The 25,668-nt window shown below is 51.0% G+C and carries 28 protein-coding genes; 11 read left to right on the forward strand and 17 right to left on the reverse strand.

The features are described from left to right. The first annotated feature begins 547 nt into the window (after positions 1-547). From G544_RS0118725 to G544_RS0118755, 6 genes are all read left to right on the forward strand, one after another. Positions 548-3,043: an autotransporter family protein gene (locus G544_RS0118725; RefSeq protein WP_161624132.1), complete on the forward strand. Its 2,496-nt coding sequence runs from the start codon at positions 548-550 to the stop codon at positions 3,041-3,043. 857 nt (positions 3,044-3,900) lie between these two features. After that, complete coding sequence (locus tag G544_RS0118730) at positions 3,901-6,675, forward strand: autotransporter family protein (RefSeq protein WP_027275999.1); 2,775 nt, start codon at positions 3,901-3,903, stop codon at positions 6,673-6,675. Positions 6,676-6,869: 194 nt separating this feature from the next. Then, on the forward strand, positions 6,870-9,236 hold the full coding sequence (gene lon / locus G544_RS0118735) for an endopeptidase La (protein ID WP_036024604.1): 2,367 nt from the start codon (positions 6,870-6,872) through the stop codon (positions 9,234-9,236). 183 nt (positions 9,237-9,419) lie between these two features. Further along, positions 9,420-9,692 carry a nucleoid-associated protein HU-beta gene (gene hupB / locus G544_RS0118740; protein WP_027276001.1) on the forward strand — a complete coding sequence of 91 codons (273 nt, stop codon included), beginning with the start codon at positions 9,420-9,422 and terminating at the stop codon, positions 9,690-9,692. A 225-nt stretch (positions 9,693-9,917) separates the two neighbouring features. Then, entirely contained in the window at positions 9,918-11,804 is a 1,887-nt protein-coding gene (gene ppiD / locus G544_RS0118745) for a peptidylprolyl isomerase (RefSeq protein WP_027276002.1), read from the forward strand. 170 nt (positions 11,805-11,974) lie between these two features. Then, a complete protein-coding gene (locus G544_RS0118755) occupies positions 11,975-12,331 on the forward strand; it encodes a ComEA family DNA-binding protein (protein WP_027276003.1) in 357 nt (118 codons plus the stop codon). 20 nt (positions 12,332-12,351) lie between these two features. Here G544_RS0118755 and queC read toward each other — a convergent pair whose 3' ends face one another. Beyond that, positions 12,352-13,041, reverse strand: a complete 690-nt coding sequence (gene queC, locus G544_RS0118760) for a 7-cyano-7-deazaguanine synthase QueC (RefSeq protein ID WP_027276004.1) — start codon at positions 13,039-13,041, stop codon at positions 12,352-12,354. A 271-nt stretch (positions 13,042-13,312) separates the two neighbouring features. Here queC and pdxB point away from each other — a divergent pair, with 271 nt between their 5' ends. The 4 genes from pdxB to G544_RS0118780 all read left to right on the forward strand — a co-directional run bounded on the left by pdxB (position 13,313) and on the right by G544_RS0118780 (position 17,120). Continuing rightward, entirely contained in the window at positions 13,313-14,440 is a 1,128-nt protein-coding gene (gene pdxB / locus G544_RS0118765; RefSeq protein ID WP_027276005.1) for a 4-phosphoerythronate dehydrogenase PdxB, read from the forward strand. A 186-nt stretch (positions 14,441-14,626) separates the two neighbouring features. Further along, positions 14,627-15,637: an aspartate-semialdehyde dehydrogenase gene (locus G544_RS0118770; protein WP_027276006.1), complete on the forward strand. Its 1,011-nt coding sequence runs from the start codon at positions 14,627-14,629 to the stop codon at positions 15,635-15,637. After that, positions 15,637-16,446 (forward strand): tRNA pseudouridine(38-40) synthase TruA, encoded by an 810-nt coding sequence (truA, locus tag G544_RS0118775; protein WP_027276007.1) that lies wholly within the window; start codon positions 15,637-15,639, stop codon positions 16,444-16,446. Before G544_RS0118770 ends, truA begins: the two co-directional genes overlap by 1 nt. An 8-nt stretch (positions 16,447-16,454) precedes the next feature. Further along, complete coding sequence (locus G544_RS0118780; protein ID WP_027276008.1) at positions 16,455-17,120, forward strand: DedA family protein; 666 nt, start codon at positions 16,455-16,457, stop codon at positions 17,118-17,120. Between the two features lie 321 nt (positions 17,121-17,441). Here G544_RS0118780 and G544_RS0118785 read toward each other — a convergent pair whose 3' ends face one another. Genes G544_RS0118785 through G544_RS0118800 form a run of 5 tightly spaced genes read right to left on the reverse strand, consistent with a single transcriptional unit; the run spans position 17,442 to position 19,750 of the window. Further along, positions 17,442-18,503 (reverse strand): site-specific integrase, encoded by a 1,062-nt coding sequence (locus tag G544_RS0118785; protein ID WP_027276009.1) that lies wholly within the window; start codon positions 18,501-18,503, stop codon positions 17,442-17,444. After that, the gene (locus G544_RS21915; protein WP_071783428.1) at positions 18,457-18,717 is read right to left on the reverse strand and encodes an excisionase; all 261 of its coding nucleotides are present in this window, start codon (positions 18,715-18,717) and stop codon (positions 18,457-18,459) included. The genes G544_RS0118785 and G544_RS21915 overlap by 47 nt, the downstream gene beginning before the upstream one ends. A gap of 13 nt (positions 18,718-18,730) precedes the next feature. Then, positions 18,731-18,889 (reverse strand): hypothetical protein, encoded by a 159-nt coding sequence (locus tag G544_RS22280; RefSeq protein WP_154656336.1) that lies wholly within the window; start codon positions 18,887-18,889, stop codon positions 18,731-18,733. Beyond that, positions 18,886-19,098 (reverse strand): hypothetical protein, encoded by a 213-nt coding sequence (locus G544_RS0118795; protein ID WP_027276010.1) that lies wholly within the window; start codon positions 19,096-19,098, stop codon positions 18,886-18,888. Before G544_RS0118795 ends, G544_RS22280 begins: the two co-directional genes overlap by 4 nt. A gap of 28 nt (positions 19,099-19,126) precedes the next feature. After that, positions 19,127-19,750: a DUF5420 family protein gene (locus tag G544_RS0118800; protein ID WP_027276011.1), complete on the reverse strand. Its 624-nt coding sequence runs from the start codon at positions 19,748-19,750 to the stop codon at positions 19,127-19,129. 243 nt (positions 19,751-19,993) lie between these two features. On the opposite strand from G544_RS0118800, the gene G544_RS22390 reads away from it, so the two are divergent. Further along, complete coding sequence (locus G544_RS22390; RefSeq protein ID WP_134389100.1) at positions 19,994-20,503, forward strand: hypothetical protein; 510 nt, start codon at positions 19,994-19,996, stop codon at positions 20,501-20,503. Positions 20,504-20,867: 364 nt separating this feature from the next. Here the strand turns inward: G544_RS22390 and G544_RS0118815 are convergent, their stop codons facing one another. From G544_RS0118815 to G544_RS22325, 11 genes are all read right to left on the reverse strand, one after another. Further along, a complete protein-coding gene (locus tag G544_RS0118815) occupies positions 20,868-21,098 on the reverse strand; it encodes a DNA polymerase III subunit theta (RefSeq protein ID WP_027276012.1) in 231 nt (76 codons plus the stop codon). A gap of 32 nt (positions 21,099-21,130) precedes the next feature. Beyond that, a complete protein-coding gene (locus G544_RS0118820) occupies positions 21,131-21,409 on the reverse strand; it encodes a hypothetical protein (RefSeq protein ID WP_027276013.1) in 279 nt (92 codons plus the stop codon). Positions 21,410-21,435: 26 nt separating this feature from the next. Beyond that, positions 21,436-21,681, reverse strand: a complete 246-nt coding sequence (locus G544_RS0118825) for a DUF2591 family protein (protein WP_027276014.1) — start codon at positions 21,679-21,681, stop codon at positions 21,436-21,438. Then, positions 21,681-22,367, reverse strand: a complete 687-nt coding sequence (locus G544_RS21450) for a hypothetical protein (protein ID WP_051155838.1) — start codon at positions 22,365-22,367, stop codon at positions 21,681-21,683. The genes G544_RS0118825 and G544_RS21450 overlap by 1 nt, the downstream gene beginning before the upstream one ends. A gap of 189 nt (positions 22,368-22,556) precedes the next feature. After that, the gene (locus G544_RS0118840; RefSeq protein WP_027276016.1) at positions 22,557-23,000 is read right to left on the reverse strand and encodes a hypothetical protein; all 444 of its coding nucleotides are present in this window, start codon (positions 22,998-23,000) and stop codon (positions 22,557-22,559) included. 199 nt (positions 23,001-23,199) lie between these two features. Next, a complete protein-coding gene (locus G544_RS0118845) occupies positions 23,200-23,412 on the reverse strand; it encodes a hypothetical protein (protein WP_027276017.1) in 213 nt (70 codons plus the stop codon). Then, positions 23,413-23,664 (reverse strand): hypothetical protein, encoded by a 252-nt coding sequence (locus G544_RS0118850; protein ID WP_027276018.1) that lies wholly within the window; start codon positions 23,662-23,664, stop codon positions 23,413-23,415. It abuts the gene before it with no gap. A 29-nt stretch (positions 23,665-23,693) separates the two neighbouring features. After that, entirely contained in the window at positions 23,694-24,110 is a 417-nt protein-coding gene (locus G544_RS22395; protein WP_071783429.1) for a hypothetical protein, read from the reverse strand. Next, entirely contained in the window at positions 24,110-24,973 is an 864-nt protein-coding gene (locus G544_RS0118860) for an ATP-binding protein (RefSeq protein ID WP_027276019.1), read from the reverse strand. The genes G544_RS22395 and G544_RS0118860 overlap by 1 nt, the downstream gene beginning before the upstream one ends. A 205-nt stretch (positions 24,974-25,178) precedes the next feature. Beyond that, positions 25,179-25,355 (reverse strand): hypothetical protein, encoded by a 177-nt coding sequence (locus G544_RS22285; protein WP_154656337.1) that lies wholly within the window; start codon positions 25,353-25,355, stop codon positions 25,179-25,181. A gap of 45 nt (positions 25,356-25,400) precedes the next feature. Beyond that, positions 25,401-25,668, reverse strand: a 268-nt coding sequence (locus tag G544_RS22325; RefSeq protein ID WP_027276021.1) for a hypothetical protein, incomplete at its 5' end; no start/stop codon positions are given.

Here is a 25,668-nt window from a genome sequence, read left to right on the forward strand (position 1 = left end):
GTTATTGTTTGCCATTTTAAGGTATTAGGTGGTGATTCAAATAACTTATCTTATTTTTATAAGTAATGAGTAATGTCGATGTTATTTGTGGAATGAAAATAAAAATTAATTTTAACAAATAGATGCGTTGAATAACGGTACGCTTGCGTGCAACGCTTTTTATCAGAAACAGGGACGTTTGTTCATCATGAGTTATTTTACTATCAGGGAACAGGATGGTACTGTTTCCGCATTTTCTCACCGCCGTTTTTCAACGAAGCCAGCGATAATCTTTCAACGTTCAATGCTTGCCATATGTCTGGGGCTAGCCTGTGGCGCCGCTAGCGCTAGGGAACTTACCTCAACGGTAACCTGCGCTAATACGCCAGACTGTAGTCCTACCCTTCAGAATGGGGACACGATCGCGGTTAAAAACCAAAGCGGCCTCAATATGTATGGGACTAGCCAGCGAAGCTTTTCGAACTTAACGATCGGCATGGACGTTGATGGGAGATATATAAGTCACGGGATACAAAACTCGGGAGGCGACCTGGTTTTATCCGATTCTGTGATTAACGCAAAGTTCAGCGATGATATTGACGAGCTGAATACCAACGCTGTAAGCGTCAAAACCTCCGGTTCGAACGGCAGTACGGTTCTTAACAACGTAGATATCAATCTTGATACCTGGGAAGGGGATGACGCCCAGCTTAGGGAGGGGATTGGGAAATATGTAGCGATTAACGTGATGGCATCGCGAGGCGGAGCACCTGCCCTGGAAGCGACGAATACGGACATTGTCGTTAACGATTATTACGGCTATGTTTGGAATAACGGCACGAAATATTCTACGTATACCGGCGTCGGCATCAAGCTCCAGCAGGGGGACGTTAGGTATCACGGCGGTTCCATTACCGTTAACGGCGACGAAGGCATGGGCATTTGGATTACTCCCTGGCTTGGCGATTCGAGGAACGAGGGGCTTTCTTCTCTTTATATCGATGGTGGTACAAAAATAACCGTTACCGGCTGGAATGCCCTAGGAATTGGGCAGTATGACGGAAACGACGTTACTCTCGGCGATGCGGCAGCCGGAAAACAGGGCGCCGACATTCTGGTTCAGGGGGAAAACAGTATCGCGTATGTGAGCGCCTCAACGGGAATGACGAATCGATTTTCCTTTGCTAATAGCTCACTCACCGCCCAGCAGAACCCCGATAATCTCGGCTATTCGACGACCGGCATTTTTGTATCGGGCGGTGATTTTGAAGGCGTTTTGGATAATACAAAGATCACTGCGGACGACGCGCTTTATGTTCAGAGGTCTTATAGCTGTACGTATGAAGGGGTGTATCAAACCTTCTATTCCAAAAACGTTAGTATGCAGGTAAAAAACGGTTCACAGCTGCTAGGAAACGTTAAAGTACAGGATTACTCCAACAGCGTGACGGTGCTGAACATGGACTTGAGCCAGAATTCCTGGCTTAAGGGCGCCGTCAATGCCTACAGTGGAAACAAGACTGTTTATAACAGTTCAACAACCATTAACCTTTCTCTGGATGACACCAGCGCATGGACGCTTACGGATAGCTCTGAAGTGGACCGGCTGGCAAACTCGGGCAGCGTTATTTTTGCTGATAACGACAGCAACGGCGCATTCAGTAAGCTGACGGTGCATGAATACGTCGGCGGCGGCAATATGACTTTTAATGCGGACGTTTCTACCGCAAATCACGGCAGCAACCGGCTGATTCTGGACGGTGCACTGGCAACGCCTCAGCAGGTGACAAAGGTCAGCGTTAACGGCAAGGGCTATAACTCCGACAGCATCGACTACGGCGCCATGATGTTAGTCGATGCTCAAAACGGCGCGACGACGGCGGAAGGCGATTTTATCTTTAATACCGCCGCCAGAAATTACAACCACGACGGCACGGATACGGTAGCCATCGGGGCTTATAACTACAGTTTGGTGCGCGGCAACGGATCGGCCGATGAAAACGACTGGTATTTAAGCTACGCCTCTACGTCGCCAACGCCGCCGGAACCAACGCCGGATCCAGATCCAACGCCAGACCCGGACCCAGCGCCGGTTCCCGATCCTACACCGACTCCGTCGGACCACAACGTGCGGCCCGATGCCGGCGCCTATTTGGGCAACCAGCTGATTGCCCAGTCGATGTTTACCATAACGCTGCACGATCGCCGCAGCTATAACGATACCGACGGTCAGGGCGTCAGTAGCGGTGATGAGCATACTCAGGCGCTGTGGATGCGGTTGGATACGAAGAGTGCTAACGACTACAGCGCGGCGGATGGCCGAGTCGGCTTTGACGTCGACGCCACGGTGTTCCAATTAGGTGGCGACGTGGTGAACCAAAAAACCGACAGCGGCCAGTTTATTCTGGGCGTTATGGGCGGTTACGGCCATGCTAAAACCGATTCGCATTCCAAAACCAACGGCCAGCGCGTAAGCGCCGACGGCAAAGTGGATGGCTATAACGTTGGCCTGTACGGCACCTGGTATGCGAATGCGGAAGCGCAGCAGGGGCTGTATGTGGATAGCTGGCTTCAGTACGCGTGGTTTGACAACAGGGTGAATGGCGCTTTGGCCAGTACCGATAAGTATGATTCCACTAACTGGGCGTTCTCGATAGAGACCGGCTATGCGTGGCAGCCGGAAGAAAGCGTGATGTTGGAACCGCAGGCGCAGGTAATATTCAACCGCTATGATGCCGACAGCCACTATGACGGCGGCGGTACGCGCGTGCGCACTAAGGACAGCGGCGATTTTACCAGCCGTCTGGGCGTTCGCGCCTCCGGCACTGAACGAGTGCAGCCCTATGCGGAAATCAACTGGTGGCATTACGAGGGCGACAACAGCGTTTGGATGAACCGCGACAGCGTTTCAATGAAAAACCAGAGCAACATATATGAAGGAAAGCTGGGGATCCAGGGAAAGGTGACGCCGAAGCTGCACGTTTGGGCTGAGATCTCGACGCAGCTTGGCAGCGGCGATTTTGACGCTTACGGCGGCGCCGTAGGGATTAACTATCGTTGGTAATCTTGGGCGATAAAGCGATAGCCCTATCTTAAATAATGCCCGAATGGCGCGCTGCCGTTCGGGTATTTTTTTCAATATGCGCCGAGGCTGATAGAACGGGGAGCGTTGAACGAAACGCCGTTTTTGATCGCTTTTCCCTGTAGGCATAGAATTTCGTTAGCGGGTGCGCGCTTTCAGTATTTTAACCTGATAATTTTTATCCGTTAATCTTTTTTCCTTCCTTATTGGCGGTCTTTGACAGCGTTTAATTCCCATAATGTTTCTGGAAGTTAATGAATAAATATTTTTAAATTGAATTTAATAATATTTAGCAACCTGTTTGTATATGTTTTAATTTATTCTTGGTTGTGTGATTAATTTTGGTTTATCCAATTGGTTGTATCTTAATTGGTGGTGTTTGGTACTATTTTTTGTTGATATTTCAGACTTAACATCTGGTGATTTTTGATGTAGCATTCCTTGTATAAACACCCTTGCCTTATTTTTGATTTTTTTCTTTTAATGCTAGTTAATTCATTGTTATTAAATAGGGCGTGGTTTTGTAGTGGCCTGTTTGGTTTGAATGATGCTGGTTGTCTTATCGGCGAATAATGCTCATTGCTGTAATGGCATAATAATATTATTCATTTTTATATGAAATGAATAATGGCCAGCCTTAATTATAAAAACGAAACTGAAAATAAATTTTAACAAGCGGGTGCGTTGAATAACATTAAGTCAACGCAGGATACTTCTTACCAGAAACAGGACGTTCGTATACCATGAGTCATTGTACCAATAGGGAACAGGACCGTAGTTTTCCTTCGTTTCCTTTTCGCCGCTTTTCAAAAAAGCCTGCGATAACCTTTCCTCGCTCGATGCTTGCCTTATGTCTAGGGCTGGTTGGTAACGGTGTTAATGCCGAAGAGTTTTCTTCAACGATAGTCTGCGCTTATTCAACGGAATGCAGCGACGATCTTAAAGATGGCGATACCATTACGGTAGAAAATGAGGGCGGTCTCTATATGTATGGCTGGAGCCAAAGAGACTTTTCTCACCTGATAATCAACCTGGATGCTGACGAAGAGGCCGGAAATTACGCCGTAAAAAATACTGGCGGAGATTTGGTCTTATCAGACTCTGTGATTAACGCCAGATTTAGCGACGATATTGATCCTCTGAATTCTGCTGCCTTAGGCGTTTTTACCATAGTGTTTGACGGCAGTACGACGCTTCATAACGTCGATATCAACGTTGGTTCCTGGGAAGGCGCCGACGGTGATATCACTATCGGCGTAGGCCCTTTCGTTGGGATTAGCGTCATGGCCGCGCGCGCGACCAAGCCCGCTCTCGAGGCAACGAATACAAATATTGTCATTAATGATTTCTATGGCAACTACTGGACAGACAACGCCGGATATTCAACATACTCAGGCATCGGTATTAGGCTTCTACAGGGTGACGTTCAGTATCACGGCGGCGCTATTACCGTTAACGGCGACGGCGGGATAGGCATTCGGATCGACCCCCGATTTGACGACGCGCGAGATGAGGGGATCTCCTCGCTTTACGTCGATGACGGTACGAAAATTACCGTTACCGGCTGGGGCGCGCGCGGGATTGAACAATATAACGGAAATAACGTTGTCCTTGGCGATGCCGCTTCAGGCAGGCAGGGGGCGGACATTTTGGTCAGAGGGGAGAGCAGCATCGCTTTTACCAGCGCTTCTGCCGGTATGACCAACCGCTTTTCTTTCGCTAACAGTACGCTGATGGCCGAAGATAACCCCGATGCCCCTCTCTACGCTACGACGGGCATCTTTTTGAGCGGGGGCGATTTTCAGGGCGTATTGGATAACACTACGGTAACGGCCGATAACGCGCTGTATGTCGCTGACCACTATAGCAGTACATACGATAGCGTATACCAGACGTTCTATACCGATGACGTCAACATTACGGTTAAGAATAATTCGGCATTAACCGGCAACGTTAGGATTGATGACAACCCGGCGAGTACGACGGTGCTAAATATGGACTTCAGCGCTAATTCTCTGCTTAACGGCGCCGTTAACGCCTATGCCGGTGATAGCATCGTCTATAACAGTTCAACGATAGTTAACCTTTCTTTTGACGATACCAGCCGTTGGACGGTTACCGGCAGCTCTGAAGTGGATCGGCTGGCAAATGCGGGCAACGTTATTTTTGCTGATAACGACAGCGGCGGCGTATTCAATACCCTGACGGTGCATGAATATGTCGGCGGCGGCAACATCACCTTTAACGCCGATGTCTCAACTGAAAACCACGGCAGCAACCGGCTGATTCTGGACGGCGCATCGGCGACGCCTCAGCAGACGACGAAGGTCAGCATCAACGGTAAGGGCTATAACTCCGACAGCATCGACTACGGCGCACTTATGTTGGTTGACGCTCAAAACGGCGCGATAACGGCGGAAGGCGATTTTGTCTTTAATGCCGCGGCCAGCAACTACAATCACGACGGTACGGATACGGTAGCTATCGGCGCCTATAACTACAATCTGGTGCGCGGTGACGGAACTGACGATAAAAACGACTGGTATCTGAGCTATGCCTCAACGTCGTCGGAACCGATGCCAACGCCCGAGCCGGATCCGACACCGGACCCGATCCCAGACTCGGAGCCCGTCCCGAACCCGGAACCTGCGCCAATCCCAACTCCGTCAGACTATAACGTACGACCGGATGCCGGCGCCTATTTGGGCAACCAGCTGATTGCCCAGTCGATGTTTACCACGGCGCTGCACGATCGCCGCACTAACAACAGTACCGCGGGGCAGGGCGTCAGCAGCGGTGACGACGCCACTCAGGCGATGTGGATGAGGCTGGATGAGCAAAACGCCAACGGCTACAGCGCGGCGGGCGGCCGAATCGATTTTGACGTTGACTCTACCGTGTTCCAACTGGGAGGGGACGTGCTGAACCAACAAACCGGCAGCGGCCGGTTTATTCTGGGCGTCATGGGCGGCTACGGCCACGCTAAAACCGATTCGCATTCTAAAACTAACGGCCAGCGCGTAAGCGCGGACGGCAAGGTAGACGGTTATAACGCAGGCCTGTACGGGACCTGGTTTGCTGACGCAGAAGCAAAGCGCGGACTATATGTGAACAGCTGGCTTCAGTATTCATGGTTTAATAATGAGGTCAGCGGCGCGCTGTCCAGCTCTGATAAGTACGACTCAACCAACTGGGCGTTCTCGGTAGAAACGGGCTATGCGTGGCAGCCGGTTGAAAGCCTGATGGTGGAACCGCAGGCGCAGGCGATATTTAACCGCTATGACGCCGATGACCACTATGACGGCGGCGGTACGCGCATACGCACCAAGGACAGCGGCGGTTTCACCGGCCGGTTGGGGCTTCGCGCATCCGGTACTGCGCTCGTGCAGCCCTATGCGGAAGTTAGCTGGTGGCGCCATGAGGGAGACAACGGCGTCTGGATGAACCGCGACAGCGTTTCAATGGACAACCAGAAGAACCTGTACGAAGCGAAGCTGGGGATTCAGGGAAAGGTGACGCCGAAGCTGAACGTTTGGGCTGAAGCCTCAACGCGGCAGGGGAGCGGTGATTTCGCAAGCTATGGCGGTGCGATGGGCGTAACCTATCGCTGGTAATTTATCGTTATTAGTTTGATAACCCGTTGTTAAATAAAGCCCGGAGCGTCATATTGCGTTCCGGGCATTTTTTCTCTTTATGTACGGTTGAATGTCGATCCGTCGTCCCCATATACTCTTCATGTATTACGCAATTAGCGTATCCCACTTTTCATCGACAGCCCGTCGGTGAAAACGAACAAAGAGAGAGTTCTATGAGTGTTGAGCGTTCCGAACGCATTGAAATCCCTGCGCTGCCTTTAAGAGACGTGGTGGTCTATCCACACATGGTGATCCCGCTTTTTGTCGGCAGAGAGAAGTCTATCCGTTGTCTTGAAGCGGCGATGGAACAAGATAAAAAGGTTTTGATGGTCGCCCAGAAGGACGCCACCATGGACGAACCCGGCGTGAACGATCTGTTTACTGTAGGAACCGTCGCCTCTATTTTACAAATGCTGAAGCTGCCGGACGGTACGGTAAAAGTGCTGGTGGAAGGCTTACAGCGCGCGAAGGTGACAACCCTGAGCGATAACGGCGAGCATTTCTCCGCACAGGCTGAGTACCTGCCGAGCGTCGGGCTTGACGAGCAGGAGCAGGAAGTGCTGATCCGCACTGCTATCAATCAGTTTGACGGCTATATCAAGCTGAACAAGAAGATCCCGCCGGAAGTGCTGACTTCGCTAAACGGCATAGAAGATCCGGCTCGCTTGGCCGATACCATCGCGGCGCACATGTCGCTCAAGCTTAGCGACAAGCAAACGGTGCTTGAAATGGTCGACATTGGGGAGCGTTTAGAATTCCTGATGGCGATGATGGAGTCTGAAATCGATCTGCTGCAGGTGGAAAAGCGCATTCGCAACCGCGTGAAAAAACAGATGGAAAAAAGCCAGCGCGAGTACTATCTAAACGAACAGATGAAGGCCATCCAGAAAGAGCTGGGTGAAATGGACGACGCGCCGGACGAAATCGAAACCCTCAAGCGCAAGATCGAAGCGGCCAAAATGCCAAAAGAGGCGCGGGAGAAAACCGAAGCCGAGCTGCAAAAGCTGAAAATGATGTCGCCGATGTCCGCAGAGGCAACGGTGGTGCGCGGCTACATTGACTGGATGATCCAGGTGCCGTGGAACGCACGCAGCAAGGTGAAGAAAGACCTTATCAAGGCGCAGGAAGTGCTGGATACTGACCACTACGGTCTGGATCGCGTTAAGGACCGCATCCTTGAGTATTTAGCGGTACAAAGCCGAGTGAGCAAAATCAAGGGGCCAATCCTTTGCCTGGTTGGGCCGCCGGGGGTGGGTAAAACCTCTCTGGGGCAGTCTATCGCCAATGCGACCGGGCGCAAATACGTACGCATGGCGCTGGGCGGCGTGCGCGATGAGGCCGAAATTCGAGGCCACCGCCGCACCTATATCGGCTCTATGCCGGGCAAGCTGATTCAAAAGATGGCAAAGGTTGGGGTAAAAAACCCGCTGTTCCTGCTGGACGAAATTGACAAAATGTCTTCGGACATGCGCGGCGATCCGGCTTCTGCGCTGCTGGAGGTATTAGACCCGGAGCAGAATATCGCTTTCAACGACCATTATCTGGAAGTGGATTACGATCTGTCCGACGTGATGTTTGTGGCGACCTCTAACTCCATGAACATTCCTGCGCCGCTGCTGGATCGTATGGAAGTGATCCGCCTTTCCGGCTATACGGAAGATGAAAAGCTCAATATTGCCAAGCAGCACCTGCTGCCCAAGCAGCTTGAGCGCAACGCGCTGAAGAAGGGCGAACTGGCGGTAGAGGATTCCGCTATCATCGCCATGATTCGCTACTATACCCGCGAGGCTGGCGTGCGTAGCCTTGAGCGCGAGATTTCCAAAGTTTGCCGTAAAGCGGTGAAAACGCTGTTGATGAATAAAAAAGTCAAGCATATCTCCGTCAATGCCGACAATCTGAAGGAGTATCTGGGCGTTCAGCGCTTTGACTACGGTCGCGCCGACAGCGAGAACCGCATTGGGCAGGTGACCGGCCTGGCCTGGACCGAAGTCGGCGGCGATCTGTTGACGATTGAAACCGCCTGCGTTCCCGGCAAAGGCAAGCTGACCTACACCGGCTCATTGGGCGAGGTCATGCAGGAGTCCATTCAGGCGGCGCTGACGGTCGTGCGTGCGCGCGCCGATAAGCTTGGCATCAATGAAGACTTCTATGAGAAGCGCGATATCCACGTTCACGTGCCGGAAGGCGCTACGCCGAAAGACGGCCCGAGCGCCGGTACGGCAATGTGCACCGCTTTGGTTTCCTGCCTGACGGGTAATCCGGTACGCGCCGACGTAGCGATGACCGGTGAAATTACGCTTCGAGGTCTTGTTCTGCCGATTGGCGGCCTGAAAGAGAAGCTGTTGGCGGCTCACCGTGGCGGCATCAAAACCGTACTGATCCCGGCGGAAAACAAGCGCGACCTGGAAGAAATTCCGGATAACGTCATTGCCGATTTGGAGATTCACCCGGTAGAACGCATTGAAGAAGTGTTGGAGATTGCGTTGCAAAACCCGCCGTTCGGGGCCCGTCCGGTGGCCTCCAAGAAGGCAAAAAAGTGACATAGAGCAAGAAATCCAGATAAAACCTACTCTGGCAAGAGATTTCTCTCTTGCCAGTTTTTATATGTACCGTTAAATTACAGCGTCAGGTTGACATGCTAACGCTTGTTTTATCTGGTGTAACTGTGTCGCATCCCTATCAACGAATCAGGGACGACAATTTATCGTAAAGGGGATTTTATAGTGAATAAATCACAACTGATCGAACGCATCGCTGCTGGAGCGGATATCTCTAAAGCAGCCGCCGGCCGTTCATTAGACGCAATCATTGACGCAGTAACTGACGCACTGAAGAACGGCGATCAGGTTTCTCTGGTTGGTTTCGGTTCTTTCGTAGTTCGCGAGCGTGCAGCTCGTACCGGCCGTAACCCGCAAACCGGCAAAGAAATCAAAATCGCAGCAGCTAAAGTTCCGGCTTTCCGTCCGGGCAAGGCGCTGAAGGATGCCGTTAACTAAGATTTTTCCCGTTTTTGCCCGGTAAAGGCATTACCTTCCGGCAATGAACTGGTAGAATAGGGGCGCATCAGTTTGATGCGCTTTTTTTATGCCTTTTTAAAGGGCTATCATAAACTGAAACTTGCGTTGCCCGTCGGGAATATTCCGTAAAACGGCTTTCCGTAGAGTTGGAAGCCCCGCAGGCGTTTCATGATGTAGACCAATACAGCGGAGAGTTGTCACCCTATGATGGACAATCTACGCGCGGCCTCTAACAGTGTCGTGCTTAAAGTTATTCTGGCCGCAATCATGCTGTCGTTCATTTTGACCGGCGTCGGCGGCTATCTGACCGGCGGTTCTGCGAATTATGCAGCCGAAGTCAACGGACAAGAGATCAATAGCGCGAATTTTGAGCAATCATTTAACAATGAGCGCAACCGTCTTCAACAGCAGCTTGGCGATAATTTTTCACAGCTGATGGGCAACGATGCCTACATCAAGCAGCTTCGTCAGGACGTGCTTAACCGCATGATTAACGATCTGCTCATCGACCAGTACGCCGCCAAGCTGGGCATGGCTATTGGCGACGATCAGGTTAAGCTGTCAATTCAAAATTCTCCCGAATTCTTTACCGACGGTAAGTTTGATAACGCCAAATACCGCGATCTGCTTAACCGCGTCAACCTTGCGCCGGAGCAATACGCCGAAATAGTGCGTAAGCAGCTGCTGTCTCAGCAGGTAGTCCGCGCATTCGCGGGCAGCGACTTTGCGCTGCCGGTTGAAGCCGAGTCTACCGCCGCGCTGATTCAGCAAAAGCGCGACGTTCGCCTGGCGCCAATCAATACCGCTGCGCTGGCGGAAAAGAAAGAGGCAATGCCTTCCGACGAGCAGGTAAAAGCATTCTATGAGCAGAATAAAACCCGCTTTACCACTCCTGAAAGCGTTAAGGTCAGCTACATTGAGGTCGACGCAGCCTCTCTCGGCGACGGACTGACCGTCAGCGAGCAGGAAATTGCCGACTTCTACCAAAAGAACAAGCCGATGTATATCCAAAAGTCGCGCTTTAACTATAGCGTGATCGTGCTTGATAAAGAGAGCGACGCAAAGGCGGTTCTGGAGCAGTTAAAGCAGGGGGGCGACTTTGCCGCTCTGGCTAAAGAGAAGTCTATTGATAAAGATTCCGGCGCAAAAGGCGGCGATCTGGGCTGGCTGGAGAGCACGGCTATTCCTGACGACATCCTGGCGGCGAAGCTGACGGAAAAAGGGCAGCTGTCCGGCGTCATTCACTCTGATCTTGGCTATCTTGTCGTTCGCCTTAACGGTTCAGAAGAGGCGAAAGAGAAGCCTTTAGCGGACGTGAAGAAAGAGATTACCCAGGCTTTATTGCAGGATAAGTCTTACGAGAAGTATGAAGACCTGCAGACTAAGATGCTGGATGCAACCGCCAACGATAAGTTTTCTCTCGACGGCGCCGCCAAGGCTGCGGGCCTGAAGGTGGTTGAAACCGACTGGTTTACTCGAGACGACGTTCCGCAGGCGCTTAACTATCCGGAAGTTACTCAGGCCGTGTTTGGCGGCGAGCTTTTCGGTGCTAAAGGGGCGCCGGGAGCCAACTCCGATCTGATTACGGTTGAGGGCGATCGCGCCTTTATGCTTCGCATTGCCGAACATCGCCCTGAAGCGGTGAAAAAGTTTGAGGACGTCGCGGCGGATATTACCGCGCTGCTTAAGCGTCAAAACATCACCGAAATGGCCCGCAAGCAGGCGCAGGAGCTGGTAACCGCGCTGCAGGCAGGTAAGGGCGACGAAGCGCTGGCTGCGGCGGGCGTGAAGTTTGGCGATAAGCAGGAGGTTACCCGCTTCTCCGATGACGCCCAAATCTCGGACAGCGTGTTTGCGCTGCCTTTACCGAAAGACGGCAAGCCTGCATTCGGCGTAGCGAGCGATATGAAGGGCAACGTAGTGCTGGTCGCTCTGGATGCGGTAGCGCCGGGTAAACTGGAAGACAAGCAGGCGCAGGCCGTTACTGCCCAGCTGGCTCAGCAAAACGGCAGCATGGCTCTGGATGCGCTGATTAACAGCCTGCGCGCTCAGGCTAAAATTAAAATCGGCGAAGCCGCCGGCGTGAAATAAAGGCGGCATCGCTCGCATTTATATGTAACGCAATGTTCTAATCAAAGGCCGCTTTCGCGGCCTTTTCCATATTCGTCTTTTGCTTATTGTTCGTTGCCTTCTCTACCCGCAATGTATCTCCCGCTGCCATAGGCGGCGTAATCCATTGATGAGACAAAAGGAGTAAGACAATGAAAAAGTTATCTACCGCGCTGTCGTGCGTATTATTTTCCAGCTCTCTGCTTTTTTCCGGCCTGACGCTGGCGCAGACGCCGTCGCAGGAGAGTGTAGCCGCGCCTTTGGCGACGGCGGAACAGCCGGCCGCGCCGAAGGGAAAAAAGGCTTCCGTTGATGCCCAGGTCAATATCAATCAGGCAACGGCTGAAGAGCTGTCTGAGGTGATGTTGGGCATTGGCTTGAAAAAGGCGCAAAGCATCGTTAACTACCGCGACCAAAACGGTCCGTTTTCCAGCATAGAACAGCTGCAGGACGTGCCCGGTATTGGGCTTGCGACGGTAGAGCGCAACCTTTCACGCCTGAAGCTGTAAGGCCGCGCTTTCGCTTTCGCTTACGCAAGCGCGAGCTTGCGCTTTACGTCCTTCAATATTTGCGGCCTGTTTTCCAGATACTGGTTCAGGCCGTTAGCCCTCAGGCGGCAGGCGGGGCATTCGCCGCAGCCGTCGCCCTGAATGCCGTTGTAGCAGGTAAGGGTATGCTGGCGGACGAGCTCCAGGCTGTCGTAATAGTCGGCCAGAGCCCAGGTTTCTGCTTTGTTAAGCCACATCAGCGGAGTGACTAACTCCAGACTGTAGTCCATTCCCAAACGCAGGGCGTGATTCAGGGCTTTGACGAATTCGTCACGGCAGTCCGGATAGCCGGAAAAGTCAGTTTCGCATACGCCGGTGATCACCGCCTGCGCTTTGACCTGATAGGCATAAATGCCCGCCAGCGTAAGGAACAGAATATTGCGGCCGGGAACAAAGGTGTTGGGGATCCCGTTTTCGACCTGCGTCGGCACAGGAATGTTATCTCTGGTCAGGCTGCTTATAGCCAGCTCGTTTAACAGCGTGACGTCCATAACCTTATGGGCCGCCGCGCCAAGCCGCTTGGCCAATATTTTAGCGCAGTCAATCTCCGCCTGATGGCGCTGGCCGTAGTCGAAAGTGACGCAGTGAACTTCATCAAAGTTGGCCATCGCCTGAATGAGGCAGGTTGTTGAGTCCTGGCCGCCGCTGAAGACGACTATTGCACGTTTCATATTTTTATTAACTCCATGGAGCCCGTCATACTTCAGGTTGAATTATTTAGGGCTCGCTCGTTTTAATCATCATGTACTTTCTGGGCGTTCTTCATTACATTGTACCGAATTGGTCGGCAATCACATAAAAAGGAGTGGGTTGTGCGACCGGCGGGGCGCGATGCGGTGCATTGTTTGTAGATGTTTCGGCAAACAAACCGTTTTATCACGGCTGTCGTCGTTTAATTAGGCGGTGTCCCGCAGGGTGCGGGCAACTGAAGAGAGAATAAGCGTGAAAATTCTGGCGGATGAAAATATGCCCTATGCCCGGGAGCTTTTCGGGCGCTTGGGCGAAGTTAAGCTGGTGGCCGGTCGCGGTTTGACGGCGGCTCAGTTGGAAGGCGCTGACGTGCTGATGGTGCGTTCAGTAACGAAGGTTAACGGCGATCTGCTGAGCGGAACCGAGGTCAAGTTTGTGGGGACGGCCACGGCCGGAACCGACCACGTTGACAATCTTTGGTTAAAGCAGCACGGCATTGGCTTTTCCAGCGCACCCGGCTGTAACGCTATTGCCGTTGTCGAATACGTTATTTCCTCTTTGCTGCTGCTTGCAGAGCGGGACGGCTTCCTGCTTAAGGATAAAACCGTCGGCATCGTCGGCGTGGGCAACGTCGGCTCTCGACTGAACGCTCGACTTGGCGCCATGGGCGTGAAGACGCTGCTGTGCGATCCGCCTCGTGAAAAGAACGGGGACAAAGAAACCTTTTGGCCGTTGGAGAAGCTGGTTAAAGAGGCGGATATCCTGACGTTCCATACGCCGCTGATTAAGGATGGCGAATACAGGACTTTCCACCTGGCGGACGAAGCGCTGCTCGGCGCGTTTCCCGATGGCCGCATTCTTATCAACGCCAGCCGCGGCGCCGTCGTTGACAACATCGCACTGCTTCGCGCCCTGGAAAAGGGAAAAAGGATAAGTACGGTGCTTGACGTGTGGGAGCCAGAGCCCGATTTGCTTTTACCGCTGCTGCACCGGGTTGATATCGGCACGCCGCATATCGCTGGCTATTCCCTTGAGGGCAAAGCGCGCGGAACGACGCAGATCTATCAGGCGCTCAGCGAATACCTTGGCCGCCCAGACCGCATTGCACTCTCTTCACTGCTGCCGCAGGCCGAGTTTAACCGAGTTCGCTTTCACGGCGAACTTGATGAAGCGCGGCTAAAACGATTGGTCCATTTGGTGTATGATGTCCGACGTGACGATGCGCCTCTGCGCAGGGACGCGGGGATAAAAGGCGAGTTCGACCGCCAGCGTAAAGAGTACGTTGAGCGCCGCGAATGGTCGTCGCTGCACGTCGAGTGCGACAGGGCGGAAACGGCGGAGCGCCTGCGGCTGATAGGATTTACGACTTCTCTTCTGTAAACGCGATACGTCATAAAATAGAAGCGGAGGCTTTTATCTGCGGGTAAAAGCCTTCATAATCGCGCCCCGCTTATTCTTGACTGCCCGTATACCCTAAATAATTCGAGCTGCATGCAGTCAACGCACAGGCAACTTGAAGTATGACGGGTATATAACGATTTAAACAACGATTTCGGAGAATTCTGTATGACAGACGGATGGCAAATCGCCGTTCTCGGCGCAACCGGCGCGGTAGGTGAAGCGCTGCTTGAACTGCTTGCGGAACGTGAGTTTCCCGTGGGCGAGCTTCACCTTTTAGCAAGCGTTCGTTCGGCGGGTGAAAGCATACGCTTCAACGGTAAGAGCCACGTCGTACAGGATGCGGCCGAATTTGACTGGTCGCAGGCCCAGATGGCGTTTTTCGTCGCCGGCGCCGAGGCTTCTTTACGCTACGCGCAGGCGGCTGCCGACGCGGGCTGCCTGGTTATCGACAGCAGCGGCGTTTTTTCTCTGGAGCCGGACGTACCGCTTATCGTTCCGGGCGTTAATAATCATGCGTTATCCGAGTACCGCAACCGAAATATCATTGCCGTTGCCAGCAGCCTGACCGGCCAGCTGTTGACGGCGGTAAAGCCTCTGTCTGAATCGGCGGGGATCGCCCGTTTACAGGCAACCGTCATGCTGGCGGCCTCGGCTCACGGCAAGGCGGCCGTTGAGGAGCTGGCGGGGCAAAGCGCGCGCCTGCTTAACGGGCTGCCGATTGAAGAGGGTATTTTTAACCGCCAGTTGGCCTTTAACCTGCTTCCTCTGCTGCCGGATGCGGAAGGCAGCGTACTTGAAGAACGCCGTCTGGTTGATGAAACGCGCAAGGTATTGCAGGACGACACGCTGCCGGTATCCGCATCCTGCATTCAGTCGCCGGTATTTTACGGCAGCGCTCAGATCGTTCACTTTGAAGGCATGAGGGAAATGTCTCCCGAAGAGGCCGTTCAGGCGTTGGAAAATGCCGACGACGTGCAGGTAAGCGAAGAGGGCGACTATCCGACGCAGGTCGGCGACGCCACGGGGAACCCGCATTTGAGCATCGGCTGCTTGCGCAGTGACTACGGCCAGCCGGAGCGCTTACAGTTTTGGTCAGTGGCTGACAACGTCCGCTTTGGCGGCGCGCTGATGGCGGTGAAAACGGCCGAAAGCCTGATCCAGGAGTATCTGTACTGATGTCTGAAAGCGTTAAGGTCGCGCTGGGCATCGAGTATGACGGTAGCCGCTACTATGGTTGGCAGCGTCAGCAGGAAGTTGCCAGCGTTCAGGGCGAGCTGGAAAAGGCGCTAAGCCAGGTGGCGAACCATCCGGTGACCGTATTTTGCGCCGGCAGAACCGACGCCGGCGTCCACGCGACCGGGCAGGTGGTGCATTTTGAAACGACCTCTAACAGAAAGGATGTCGCCTGGACGATGGGCGTAAACGCCAACCTGCCGTCCGATATCGCCGTGCGGTGGGTGAAGAGCGTCGAGCCGGATTTTCACGCGCGCTTTAGCGCAACGGCGCGCCGTTACCGCTATATTATTTATAACCATCGCTTTCGCCCCGCGATCCTCGGACGCGGCGTCAGCCACTTTCATCTGCCGCTGGACGAAGCGCGGATGCACCGTGCGGGGCAGTGCCTGCTGGGTGAGAACGACTTTACCTCTTTTCGCGCCGTCCAGTGCCAATCCAGGACGCCGTGGAGGAATGTAAATCATTTAAAGGTCACGCGACACGGCGCCTACGTCGTGGTAGACATAAAGGCCAATGCGTTTGTTCACCATATGGTGAGAAACATCGTCGGCAGCCTGTTGGAAATCGGCTGCGGCAATCAGGAAGAAGGCTGGATGGCGCAGCTGCTGGCGGCGAAAGACCGCACTCTGGCGGCAGCGACGGCTAAGGCGGAGGGGCTCTATCTGGTGTCCGTCGATTATCCTGAGCGCTTTGAGCTTCCGGCGCCTCCTCTGGGGCCGCTGTTTCTAAATAACGATCTTGGTGAATAAATCTCGCTATGGAATACATTACCTACCTGATTGACTTTATCCTGCATATTGATGTGCATTTGGCGCAGATCTTTGAAAACTACGGCATGTGGGTTTATGCAATCCTGTTTTTAATTCTGTTTTGCGAGACGGGGCTGGTGGTTACGCCTTTTTTACCGGGAGATTCGCTGCTGTTCGTCGCGGGCGCTCTGTCGGCGCTGCCGGGCAACGATATCAACGTACACCTGATGGCGCTGCTGATGATTACGGCGGCCATTCTCGGCGATGCGGTGAACTATACGATCGGCAGACTGTTCGGGGAACGGCTGTTTAAGAACCCGAATTCTAAGATTTTCCGCAGGAGCTATCTGGATAAAACCCACGCATTTTACGAGCGCCACGGCGGAAAGACGATTATTCTGGCGCGATTTGTGCCCATCGTGAGGACATTTGCGCCCTTTGTGGCGGGAATGGGGCACATGAGCTATCGTCATTTTGCAGCGTATAACGTGATCGGCGCAGTGGTCTGGGTTGTGCTGTTCACCTATGCAGGATATATTTTCGGCGATTTAAAAATCGTGCAGGACAACCTGAAGCTGTTGATTGTCGCGATTATTATTATCTCCGTGATGCCCGGCGTGATAGAAGTATGGCGCCATCGCAGAGCAGCGGCGAAAAACAATGGTGCGAAATAGGTCGTGTTGTGAGACATGCCCTAGCGTAAGGTAATAAAAAGCGCGCAATAAAACGACGATTACCGCACAAATCGCACTGAGAATTTGGTGTCTCGATAAGTTTTGTTCCACTCTATCGGGGCGTTATGGTTTAATGGACAGCATCTCTGTGTCCGACACCGGCAGTCGCTATCGCGGGAAAATCCCGCTTGACGAGAAGGCCGCCGTGTCACCGGTTTAAACAGAAAGGTCATCAATGAGCTGGATTGCAACACACTTAATTACATCCTTATAATTCAGTGCGTTGCGTTGATGAATTCGAAATCATTCGAAATTTATTCATTATTCGACCTTAACCCATTCTGCACCACGGGCATCGATATAGCGCTCTGACATCTGCGCGGATTTGTGTCCAAGTAGCTTTTGCGTGAACTTTTTCCCCATTTCTGCATCATATAGTCTGGCCGATAGACTGCGGATTTCGTGATACGGCGGTGGCTCTCCAGTCCATTCTATCCCTGTTGCGTCTCTAGCCTTGGCAAAGGCCTTGGATATGGTTCCTACCCCAAGCTTCTTTCCTGTTCTTGTCGCGATAACCGTCTCGCAGTTTGCAAAGTGCTTCCTGCACTTATCCAACGTGTCCGACAGCGATATATTTAGAACGTCGATGCTTGTGCTGGTGGGGATGGTTAGCTTCATGCCTGTTTTTTTCTGCTCTATCCAAACACATCCGTCGTAGATATCAGCCCATTTCAATTTTGCTATGTCGCTAACTCGCTGGCCGGTGACGGCGGCAAGTTCAATACTCAAGCTTACCCAAGGTTGCATTTTCTCAGATTCAGCCAAAATAAGCTTAAACTCTTCAGTTGTGAACCGGCTGCGCTTAACCTTCACTCTGGCGTTTCTAGTGGCCTCTACGGGGTTATCTTTAATAATACCTTCCGCTATGGCTTCTCTAAACATATCAAGCAGGGTAGAGCGCATTAGCTTCGCTCTTGCCGCTCTCCCTGACGTAACATAGCTATCAAGAAACTCAGCTATGTCTTTCGTTGTTACTCCGTCAACCGGCTTTACGCCAAACCACTCACTAATGGCGTTTATTCGACTCCTGTATTCAGTCATTGAGCTTTTCGCCACCTCTCGCCTGTTCAGGATGTCGATATAACGATCGCACCAGTCTGCTAGTGATATCTTGGAACGGTCATTGATGCGGTCGATGAGGCTTACTGATGGACTGAATAGCGTCATATTTGCTGCTACTGCTTCGTTGATTGCTAGTCGCTTATCCCTTCCTAGCCCGTATTCTTTTCCGTTGCGAGGGTCTCTGTAGCTGTAATATCCATTGCGGACATAAAGGTTAGGTGGAAGGTCGCGAGTATCGCGGCTTCGTCTCCTTGCGGCCATTTTTTACCCTCTGCGATAAACTACTGACGTGTGACTGACGTGATGACGGAGACGCAGGATTAATTCTAACTGCGTTCTCATCCACCAGATATTCTCGACCATCAAGCAACGGAGGCGGCGATATTTTACCCGCTCTAACCCATCGCCTTACCTGTTCCATGCAACGCGGCCTAGGTTGCCTCTGGTTCCACTCCCTCAACGTTATAAGCCCCATGCATCACCTCTCTTTAATCACCAGTAACAACAACACCAGGAACCTCACCGGCGGCCATCTCTTTAAAAATATCCTCCGCCAGCTGGTGGGCTAGCTCTGGCGTAATGCCTTTGTATAAATTGTCATAGGCCAGAAATTCGGATAGCCATTCGATAGTTTTATTTTCGCTCATGCTGCGTCACCTTTATTTTCCCAACACTTGACTGATATATTTCCATTCTTTTTCTTGGTCACAGTTCCGTGATGTGTCCATGATTTTTTAAAAAATCCCCATGAATCCGCCGTTCCATCGCCATCTCTCTTTTGAGAGATGAAGCTATTGGCAAAAACCATCCCCCAAATAGCGGCGTTCTCATCTTCAGCTTCAATCGTTATTCGCATACTATTCTCCGGCAACAAAAAGCCGCCATCAGGCGGCCTCTTCAGATTCAACGTTTGTGATGTCATAGAACTGACCGTATGTCAGCTTTTGAAAGTTTTCAGGAACGGTTATTTTTCCGTGTCTCTTCTCGTTTTTGTTGTTTGGAATTGCAAACAGAAGGCAGTCATCACGACCTGGATATTTGCCGCCATACGTCGTTAGCATCGCCAAGCCAAGACCTGAAGAACCACCAATGCCCGTTTTCATAACGTCATAATGCTCGATTATGTATGCCTGCCACGATGGGAGGGTAGCCAGTTGTTTATTGCAATCAGCAATTGCAGCGTCGAGACTTTTATTAAACGCCCTACCTTCTTTCGAGTTTCCCTTTCCTCTGGCTAAGATCGCCGGTTTGCCGTCAATATATGACCGCAACTTTATTGTCATCGGCTGGGCGAACTTGAAATCAGCTGGCCAGATAAGATTGCGAACGAAAGACCCTTTATCACCAAATCCAGTTGAATCAGTGTATCCGATGGCCTCAAATTTATTGCAAAGATCATTGATAACTGATTGACGCTTATCTGCAATTTCGTCGTATTTGGCAATCATTGCCTTAACGTCCTCGCCCTCTACTTTGAAATAGTCATAGTGTTTACTTTGGTCAGACATGGCATTTTCTCCATTAAAAAACCCGCACTAGGCGGGCTCAGGTAAAAAGAAACCCGCTCAAGGCGGGGTGTTCAGGCAACTAAACACTTTGTTTGATGGCCTCATTTTTTAATGATGCTTAACTTTATTTATTTTTGGGTAAAAATGGTCATTTAGATAATTTTGATGCGCTTTGTGGTTGCAATCTTCTTTCTTGTGTGTAAAATTCAGAATAAAAGATCGCCATCCATTGAGGGGGAAGAAATGTCTGACACTGATATCACCAAAAGCAAGTTTGAAGAGTTCATTTTCAATCTCTCCGATGTCGATTTTACTAACAAAGTCGGCATTAATAAGAAGACTGCTGACAATATCCGTCAATCTGCAAATAAAGTGATGGATATTATTCCAGATGATACCCCGGCGACTGAGTGGAATATTGATGACATCGTTGAAAGCCTGCTTCTTATCGACGATATCTCCGACAGCGCCGTTAAGGGCTATAAAAGTAGGGTGAAGAGCGCAGTAAAAAAATTCATCGCCTACTCTAACGGTAAACCTATCGGCTCAAAGCCTAGGGACGTAAAACCCAAGACGAAGCCAACAGAGCCTGAAGTTACCGCAGAACAGGTAAAAACCTTCGAGCTTCCCATTCCGTTGCGGTCTTCGCTGATTCTTAACATCGCCAATCTTCCGACGGATTTGACGGAGGAGGAGGCGGAAAGGGTTTGTCGTATTATTAAGTCTTACGCTGTACCAGCTAGAGCGGAATAAAACAAAAGCCCTGTTAGCAGCAGGGCTTTATAGGGGGTAAACATTAGCAGTGTTTACCGTGTGTATGGAGGTTAATCAACCGCTACACTTGAGAAGCAACGACTCAAGGATAGCGATTCTCCTAACAAAATGCAACCGTGGTTAACAGGGGCATTTAAACTAAAAGGAGACGACGCATATGATAGTTCATGACATGAATCGTGATGATTTTATCTATATTCACGATAAGCCTGTGTTTGTTCGCAGCTATTGCCGAGTTCGTAATGATGAACTTGAATTTGTCTGTCAACATTACCGTTCTTATCCCAACCGCTGATTTTGTATAATGCGGTGATATTCAAACCCGGTACAATGACCGGGTTTTTTATTTTTCCTTTGGCTCATACGGCAACTTGCCGAGCGTTCGGCCTTTTTCCCGATAGAACTCAAGGCGCTCTTTGAAGTAGTCGCGTAAGTGCTCAGGTATGATTTTCTCGACGTCGCGAATGGACACAGGCATATCGTAGCGCTCTTTGTAAGCGACGCCGGACGCGTGGAGGCCTACGTCTACTTTTTCGCGCTGGTCAGGGGGTAGGTCGGCTAAATTGTGGCTCATAATGTCTCCTATGCGTTGGAGGAATTATAGCCTTATGCGGATTTCAGCGCTTCTTTTTCGGCGCGGGTGGCTAAGCGGTAAACGCCCATGCCTACATTAATGAGGATTGGCTTTTCTTTTCTCCACTTACTCACCGCATTAGCATAAAAGCGCTTTGATGGGTTGCCGTTCCATGAAGCTATGACGTATGTGTCACAAACTTCTTTGAAGGCTACTGGATGAACGCCAACGGTGCTAAGGGTTGTATTCCCCATTTTATATTTGCCGACTGACCAGACTTTATCGCCTGACTTTAGTGACGATATTTTCACGAATCCTCCTAATTTTTGGCAGTATATTAGCTCGTTTCATGCATCATGAGGAAAACTATCATTGCAGCGCGGAGCGGGTTTTCGTGTGAGGCTGCAAAATCCCAATCGCCGTGCTGTGCCGCCCACTTATTTCCAGTGTCGCCATGCTGCCCGTTGATAAAGACGAACCACCCTTTATGCCGTTCTCCAGGCTTCGCGTCGAGGTGGCCGAAGGTTTCATAGATGACCGCTACGGCCCGCCCTGCGTTAATTTGCTCTCCGATTTCGCGCATCACTCCCCCTTACTGATGCCAGCGGCGTTGTTTAACGGCGGAGCCAGTTCATAATCGCACTCCCTTGTTTTACGCCCGCGACGAACAACCCTGATATCCACCTCTTTAGCTCGCTGCATGACGTATCCCCAGCGAATACTATCAACGCCTTCCGGCCATCCGTCCTCTGGGTCTACATCTCGGTTCCAGTCGATTTCATTTTGAGCGGCAGTTTTCGCTTCTTGTTCTGTGTCGTAGATTTCAAACCCAATTTCGTCACTGTACGCAAAGAACGATACCGGATCGGCGGACACCTGAGCCTCCAACTCATCAATGCGCTTGCTCATGCGGGCGCACTCTTCAAAGTTGCTAGTAGCTTTACGCTCCCATTCGTCTTTTTGAGCTGATAGCTCACGAATGCGCTTGCCCGCCCCTGAGTTTGCCGACTCAAGTTCCTCGATTCTGTCCTGCTGCTGGTTTATGTGGTCGTCCTGTGCAGCGTTTGCTCGTTGCAACCTCTCCAGTTCGTCAAAGAGCGTCGAAATGATATTGATTTCGTCGTTGTTAATTAGCGCATCAAACTCGCTGTTGGCCCGATCCCATGCTTCCATCGCTTCAACGCTTGTTGGATTTTGGCGGTGGGCTTTGAGGGTTGCGCGATAATTCTCCGCCGCCGAGCGCAGTTCCTGTATGTTGATATCCGTCATGGTCTATTCCTCGAAATTTTATGCGCTGGGGCGTAACATCTGGTTTTATCAGCGCTAATTCGCCATCCTGCATTTCTAGCCTGACGCATGCAGTCTGTGTGGTTTTTTCCGGCAAAATCTGCCTCGGCCTGCTGCCAACTTTCCGCTTTGCACGCATCACAGTCGCAATAAAAATCTGCGCTATACCCCTCAACAATCATTGTTGTCACCCTCAATTACGCACTGAATACCTGCCTGACGGCAGGCGGCTTGAATGGCTTCGATTACTTCGTCACGATAGCCTTGTTCCTCCCAGCTAACGGCTGTCGGCGGATTTAGCGTTATAGTCGGCGGGGCGACGTAGAGGGGTACGACACGATAATCTCCGCCGCCTTCGCATTGCATTTCATTCAGCTCATCGACAACGCATTCAAGCTCACCTGCGGAAGAGCACACGCAAAATTCATCCATGTAGGGGGTTCCGTCTGGGGCGGAAATTCCGTACATGAACACGCGGCCAGCCGCCTCCCGCCACTGCTGAAGCTCGCGGGACATGAGGGCCATAGCTAAAAATGCGTCCATTCCCCCGTCCGGCTCTGCAATCGGGAATTCGCGAACGATTTCTGTTAATTGCTCGTCAGTTAGTCTATTCATCGGATGCCCCACTAATTAAAAATTCGCAGTTGTTTCTATGCTCATCACAAGACCACAGGCGCTCGTCGTCACCGCGAAAACAATTAACCTGAATTTCAATTAGGTACTTTGCAACCACCCCGCACCGGCATTTTGCGCTGGTGTTTTTACTCCTCGGTATGATTTTTGAAACTCGCGGATATCGTTTATTACTCATCTGTTACTCTCCCGCCTGGCCTTTTTTGCCGTTCAGCTCTTCGATGATTTTCATGATGAAAGGAACCGTCCCGCACCTCGGCAGAATGTAATCAAGCCCGTCTATCGTTACGTGCTTTGATTTAGATAGTAGGCCCGCGAGTTGCTTTGCTTTCTTCGCGTCAAATTTCGGAGCTGCGGGTTTGGGTTTTATTAGACGGCTAAATTCATTGACCATTTAGTCACCGTTCCAGCGTCTATTTTCTGGATAGACGTCCTCTGGGTTAATTTTGCTTTGCCAGTCTTCATCGTTGCTCTTGATGACAACTGGCTTGATGTTCGATTTATGCGCTTCTACTCGTTTAGCCATTCGCTCTATCGATTCTTCGATATAGTCAAATTGACCGGGCAATTTCTCCCCAGCTTTCTGGGCATAGAAACACTTCGCGAATTCATCAGCGAATGCGCGAATATCTTCACGTTTAATCATGTTTTTGCCTTTGGCTGGGGAGGTAAGCGTCAGAAAGGGATATCGTCGTCAAAGTCCATTGGTGGGATATTTTCAGACGCATATTTTGATGGTGGTTCTTGTTGAGTTTTATTTTGCGCTGATTCGTTTGTGCTTTTTTCTATAAACCCAAGTCTGGCGTTTAATAACTCCAAAGTTACAAGTTGACCGCTTTTCCCTTCAAAGGTATTAATTTTGATGTTATCGCCAAAAACCTCAACAATGGCTCCAGCAGTTAGTACGGCGCGATAGTAGTCTGCCTGATTACCTTCCTTGGCAAAAACTACGGCTTGGTAGTTGGTGTATTTGTTTTCTTGAGACTTCCTGTCGTAATACCGGACCCCGCCACGAATGCCAAACCCAATAGATTCTCCAGCTGTGAACTCTCTTGCTGGGTGTTGTAATTTGATGGTGATAGAGTGTGCCATTATTCTGCGTTCTCCATTTCTGCTTTTCTGATGTCATAGACATCTTTCGCTTTTGCCTGAAATTCTGTTCCTCTTAGCGATTTCCATGCTTCTTCGAATGCAGATTTAAGCTCAACTAGTGATGTCGCTTTCTCAGCCTGTTCTGTAAATAGCTTTAAGGATTCTTCGTGCGGGTTCACTCCAGACTCAAGCCATTCAAGAAGGGCTTTACCCGTATCTTCATTCAGAATTACTGGATCTGCATTTGAGAATAATTTCGTCCGGTCTTTAGTGGCATTGGCATAATGGTTCTCGTGAGTAAGGTCAAGAACCGTGGTGAATTCGTACTCAACCCCATCGCGTTGCTCTGACTTCATTCCCAACTTTGCAACCTTTTTACGACCGTTTTCTTCCACTTGTGCAGTTTCTGTTTTACTGCGCATGGTTGCGATGATATGCATTGGAGAACGCAAAATTGCATCAAGGAATAGCCGGTGGCGAGGATTAATTTCACTCCATGCTGACCATGAATTACCTTTGAACTTCGTTTTTGCGATAGTATCAACAAGCTCAAGACAACCGCCGACACCGCCCCATTCATGGGTTATGCTGTCAATAATTAATGAGTCGTACCCAGCTTTTTCAGCTGTGTTAATCGCTTCAATAAATCGTTCTGGAGTGAATGGCGGTTCAAGTTCAAGAACGTCAAACTCACAAATATCAGAATAAAGCGATGCGCTGCCTTTCTCGGTGTCGATAACGGCAATCTTTCCGCCGATGCCTTTAGCCACCAGTAGAGCGCTATATGTTTTTCCTGAGCCACTTGGACCAGTAAGTGCCAGCCGTAGCTTGGCTTTCTTTCTCATAGCCTTTTCAAATTTCATCGTTATTTCCTTTGTTAAAATGGCTCTTTGCCGTCGGGGATAAAGTACTGGAGGCTCAGCCTAGCTATAGCTGCTTGATTTAGAGCTATAGCCGCTTCTCTGGCATAACCCGCAGCGCGGCACTCGCGAGACATCGCTATGTTGTAGCTATGCCATATCATGGTCGCTTTGCGGGTTTTTGGTATTCGCGGGTATTGATATCCCTTCATACAGCCTCCGCAGCGCTCAGCGCGATTATCAGGAACATCGTAAACAGCAGGGCGCTAACTACATCAGCCGCCCAACGAAGCGCCGCAGAAAAGCCGCGACGGTCGTTTTTGAATTCACGCGAATGCCCGCAGACAAAGGCGTGTATATCGTTTCCTCTAGGGACTATTCGCATGATTCCTCCGAATTTCAGATGTAAAAAACCACCGGTTGGTGGCTGTTAGTCGGCCTTAACTTCTGCTAGCCGCATTTTGATGATTGGTATCAGTGCTCTGTAGATTTCTCCATCTACACTATCGCCGTGTCGGCGATTAACCGCTTCAATGAACTCTTCAGTCGTTCCAGAAAAGCAGCCTCGGCGAACTAAGATTGAATTGTCTTTTTGCCGGAATGCAGTTAAAAATCCATTTTCTGAGCCGATTGGGCCGATAGTGATCCAATGCGCATTGCCGTACACCTGCGCATCGCCGGACACCCACGCATTGCCG

Origin of the sequence: Leminorella grimontii ATCC 33999 = DSM 5078 (assembly GCF_000439085.1) — a bacterium.
GTDB classification, from domain to species: domain Bacteria; phylum Pseudomonadota; class Gammaproteobacteria; order Enterobacterales; family Enterobacteriaceae; genus Leminorella; species Leminorella grimontii.

Bases quoted from the DNA above. Each gene is read 5' to 3' on its own strand.
- G544_RS0118730 (WP_027275999.1), top strand. From the start codon at position 3,901: ATGCTTGCCTTATGTCTAGGGCTGGTTGGTAACGGTGTTAATGCCGAA.
- lon (WP_036024604.1), top strand. From the start codon at position 6,870: ATGAGTGTTGAGCGTTCCGAACGCATTGAAATCCCTGCGCTGCCTTTA.
- ppiD (WP_027276002.1), top strand. From the start codon at position 9,918: ATGATGGACAATCTACGCGCGGCCTCTAACAGTGTCGTGCTTAAAGTT.
- G544_RS0118755 (WP_027276003.1), top strand. From the start codon at position 11,975: ATGAAAAAGTTATCTACCGCGCTGTCGTGCGTATTATTTTCCAGCTCT.
- queC (WP_027276004.1), bottom strand. From the start codon at position 13,041: ATGAAACGTGCAATAGTCGTCTTCAGCGGCGGCCAGGACTCAACAACC.
- G544_RS0118770 (WP_027276006.1), top strand. From the start codon at position 14,627: ATGACAGACGGATGGCAAATCGCCGTTCTCGGCGCAACCGGCGCGGTA.
- truA (WP_027276007.1), top strand. From the start codon at position 15,637: ATGTCTGAAAGCGTTAAGGTCGCGCTGGGCATCGAGTATGACGGTAGC.
- G544_RS0118780 (WP_027276008.1), top strand. From the start codon at position 16,455: ATGGAATACATTACCTACCTGATTGACTTTATCCTGCATATTGATGTG.
- G544_RS0118785 (WP_027276009.1), bottom strand. From the start codon at position 18,503: ATGGCCGCAAGGAGACGAAGCCGCGATACTCGCGACCTTCCACCTAAC.
- G544_RS21915 (WP_071783428.1), bottom strand. From the start codon at position 18,717: ATGGGGCTTATAACGTTGAGGGAGTGGAACCAGAGGCAACCTAGGCCG.
- G544_RS22280 (WP_154656336.1), bottom strand. From the start codon at position 18,889: ATGAGCGAAAATAAAACTATCGAATGGCTATCCGAATTTCTGGCCTAT.
- G544_RS0118795 (WP_027276010.1), bottom strand. From the start codon at position 19,098: ATGCGAATAACGATTGAAGCTGAAGATGAGAACGCCGCTATTTGGGGG.
- G544_RS0118800 (WP_027276011.1), bottom strand. From the start codon at position 19,750: ATGTCTGACCAAAGTAAACACTATGACTATTTCAAAGTAGAGGGCGAG.
- G544_RS22390 (WP_134389100.1), top strand. From the start codon at position 19,994: ATGTCTGACACTGATATCACCAAAAGCAAGTTTGAAGAGTTCATTTTC.
- G544_RS0118815 (WP_027276012.1), bottom strand. From the start codon at position 21,098: ATGAGCCACAATTTAGCCGACCTACCCCCTGACCAGCGCGAAAAAGTA.
- G544_RS0118825 (WP_027276014.1), bottom strand. From the start codon at position 21,681: ATGCGCGAAATCGGAGAGCAAATTAACGCAGGGCGGGCCGTAGCGGTC.
- G544_RS21450 (WP_051155838.1), bottom strand. From the start codon at position 22,367: ATGACGGATATCAACATACAGGAACTGCGCTCGGCGGCGGAGAATTAT.
- G544_RS0118840 (WP_027276016.1), bottom strand. From the start codon at position 23,000: ATGAATAGACTAACTGACGAGCAATTAACAGAAATCGTTCGCGAATTC.
- G544_RS0118845 (WP_027276017.1), bottom strand. From the start codon at position 23,412: ATGGTCAATGAATTTAGCCGTCTAATAAAACCCAAACCCGCAGCTCCG.
- G544_RS0118850 (WP_027276018.1), bottom strand. From the start codon at position 23,664: ATGATTAAACGTGAAGATATTCGCGCATTCGCTGATGAATTCGCGAAG.
- G544_RS22395 (WP_071783429.1), bottom strand. From the start codon at position 24,110: ATGGCACACTCTATCACCATCAAATTACAACACCCAGCAAGAGAGTTC.
- G544_RS0118860 (WP_027276019.1), bottom strand. From the start codon at position 24,973: ATGAAATTTGAAAAGGCTATGAGAAAGAAAGCCAAGCTACGGCTGGCA.
- G544_RS22285 (WP_154656337.1), bottom strand. From the start codon at position 25,355: ATGCGAATAGTCCCTAGAGGAAACGATATACACGCCTTTGTCTGCGGG.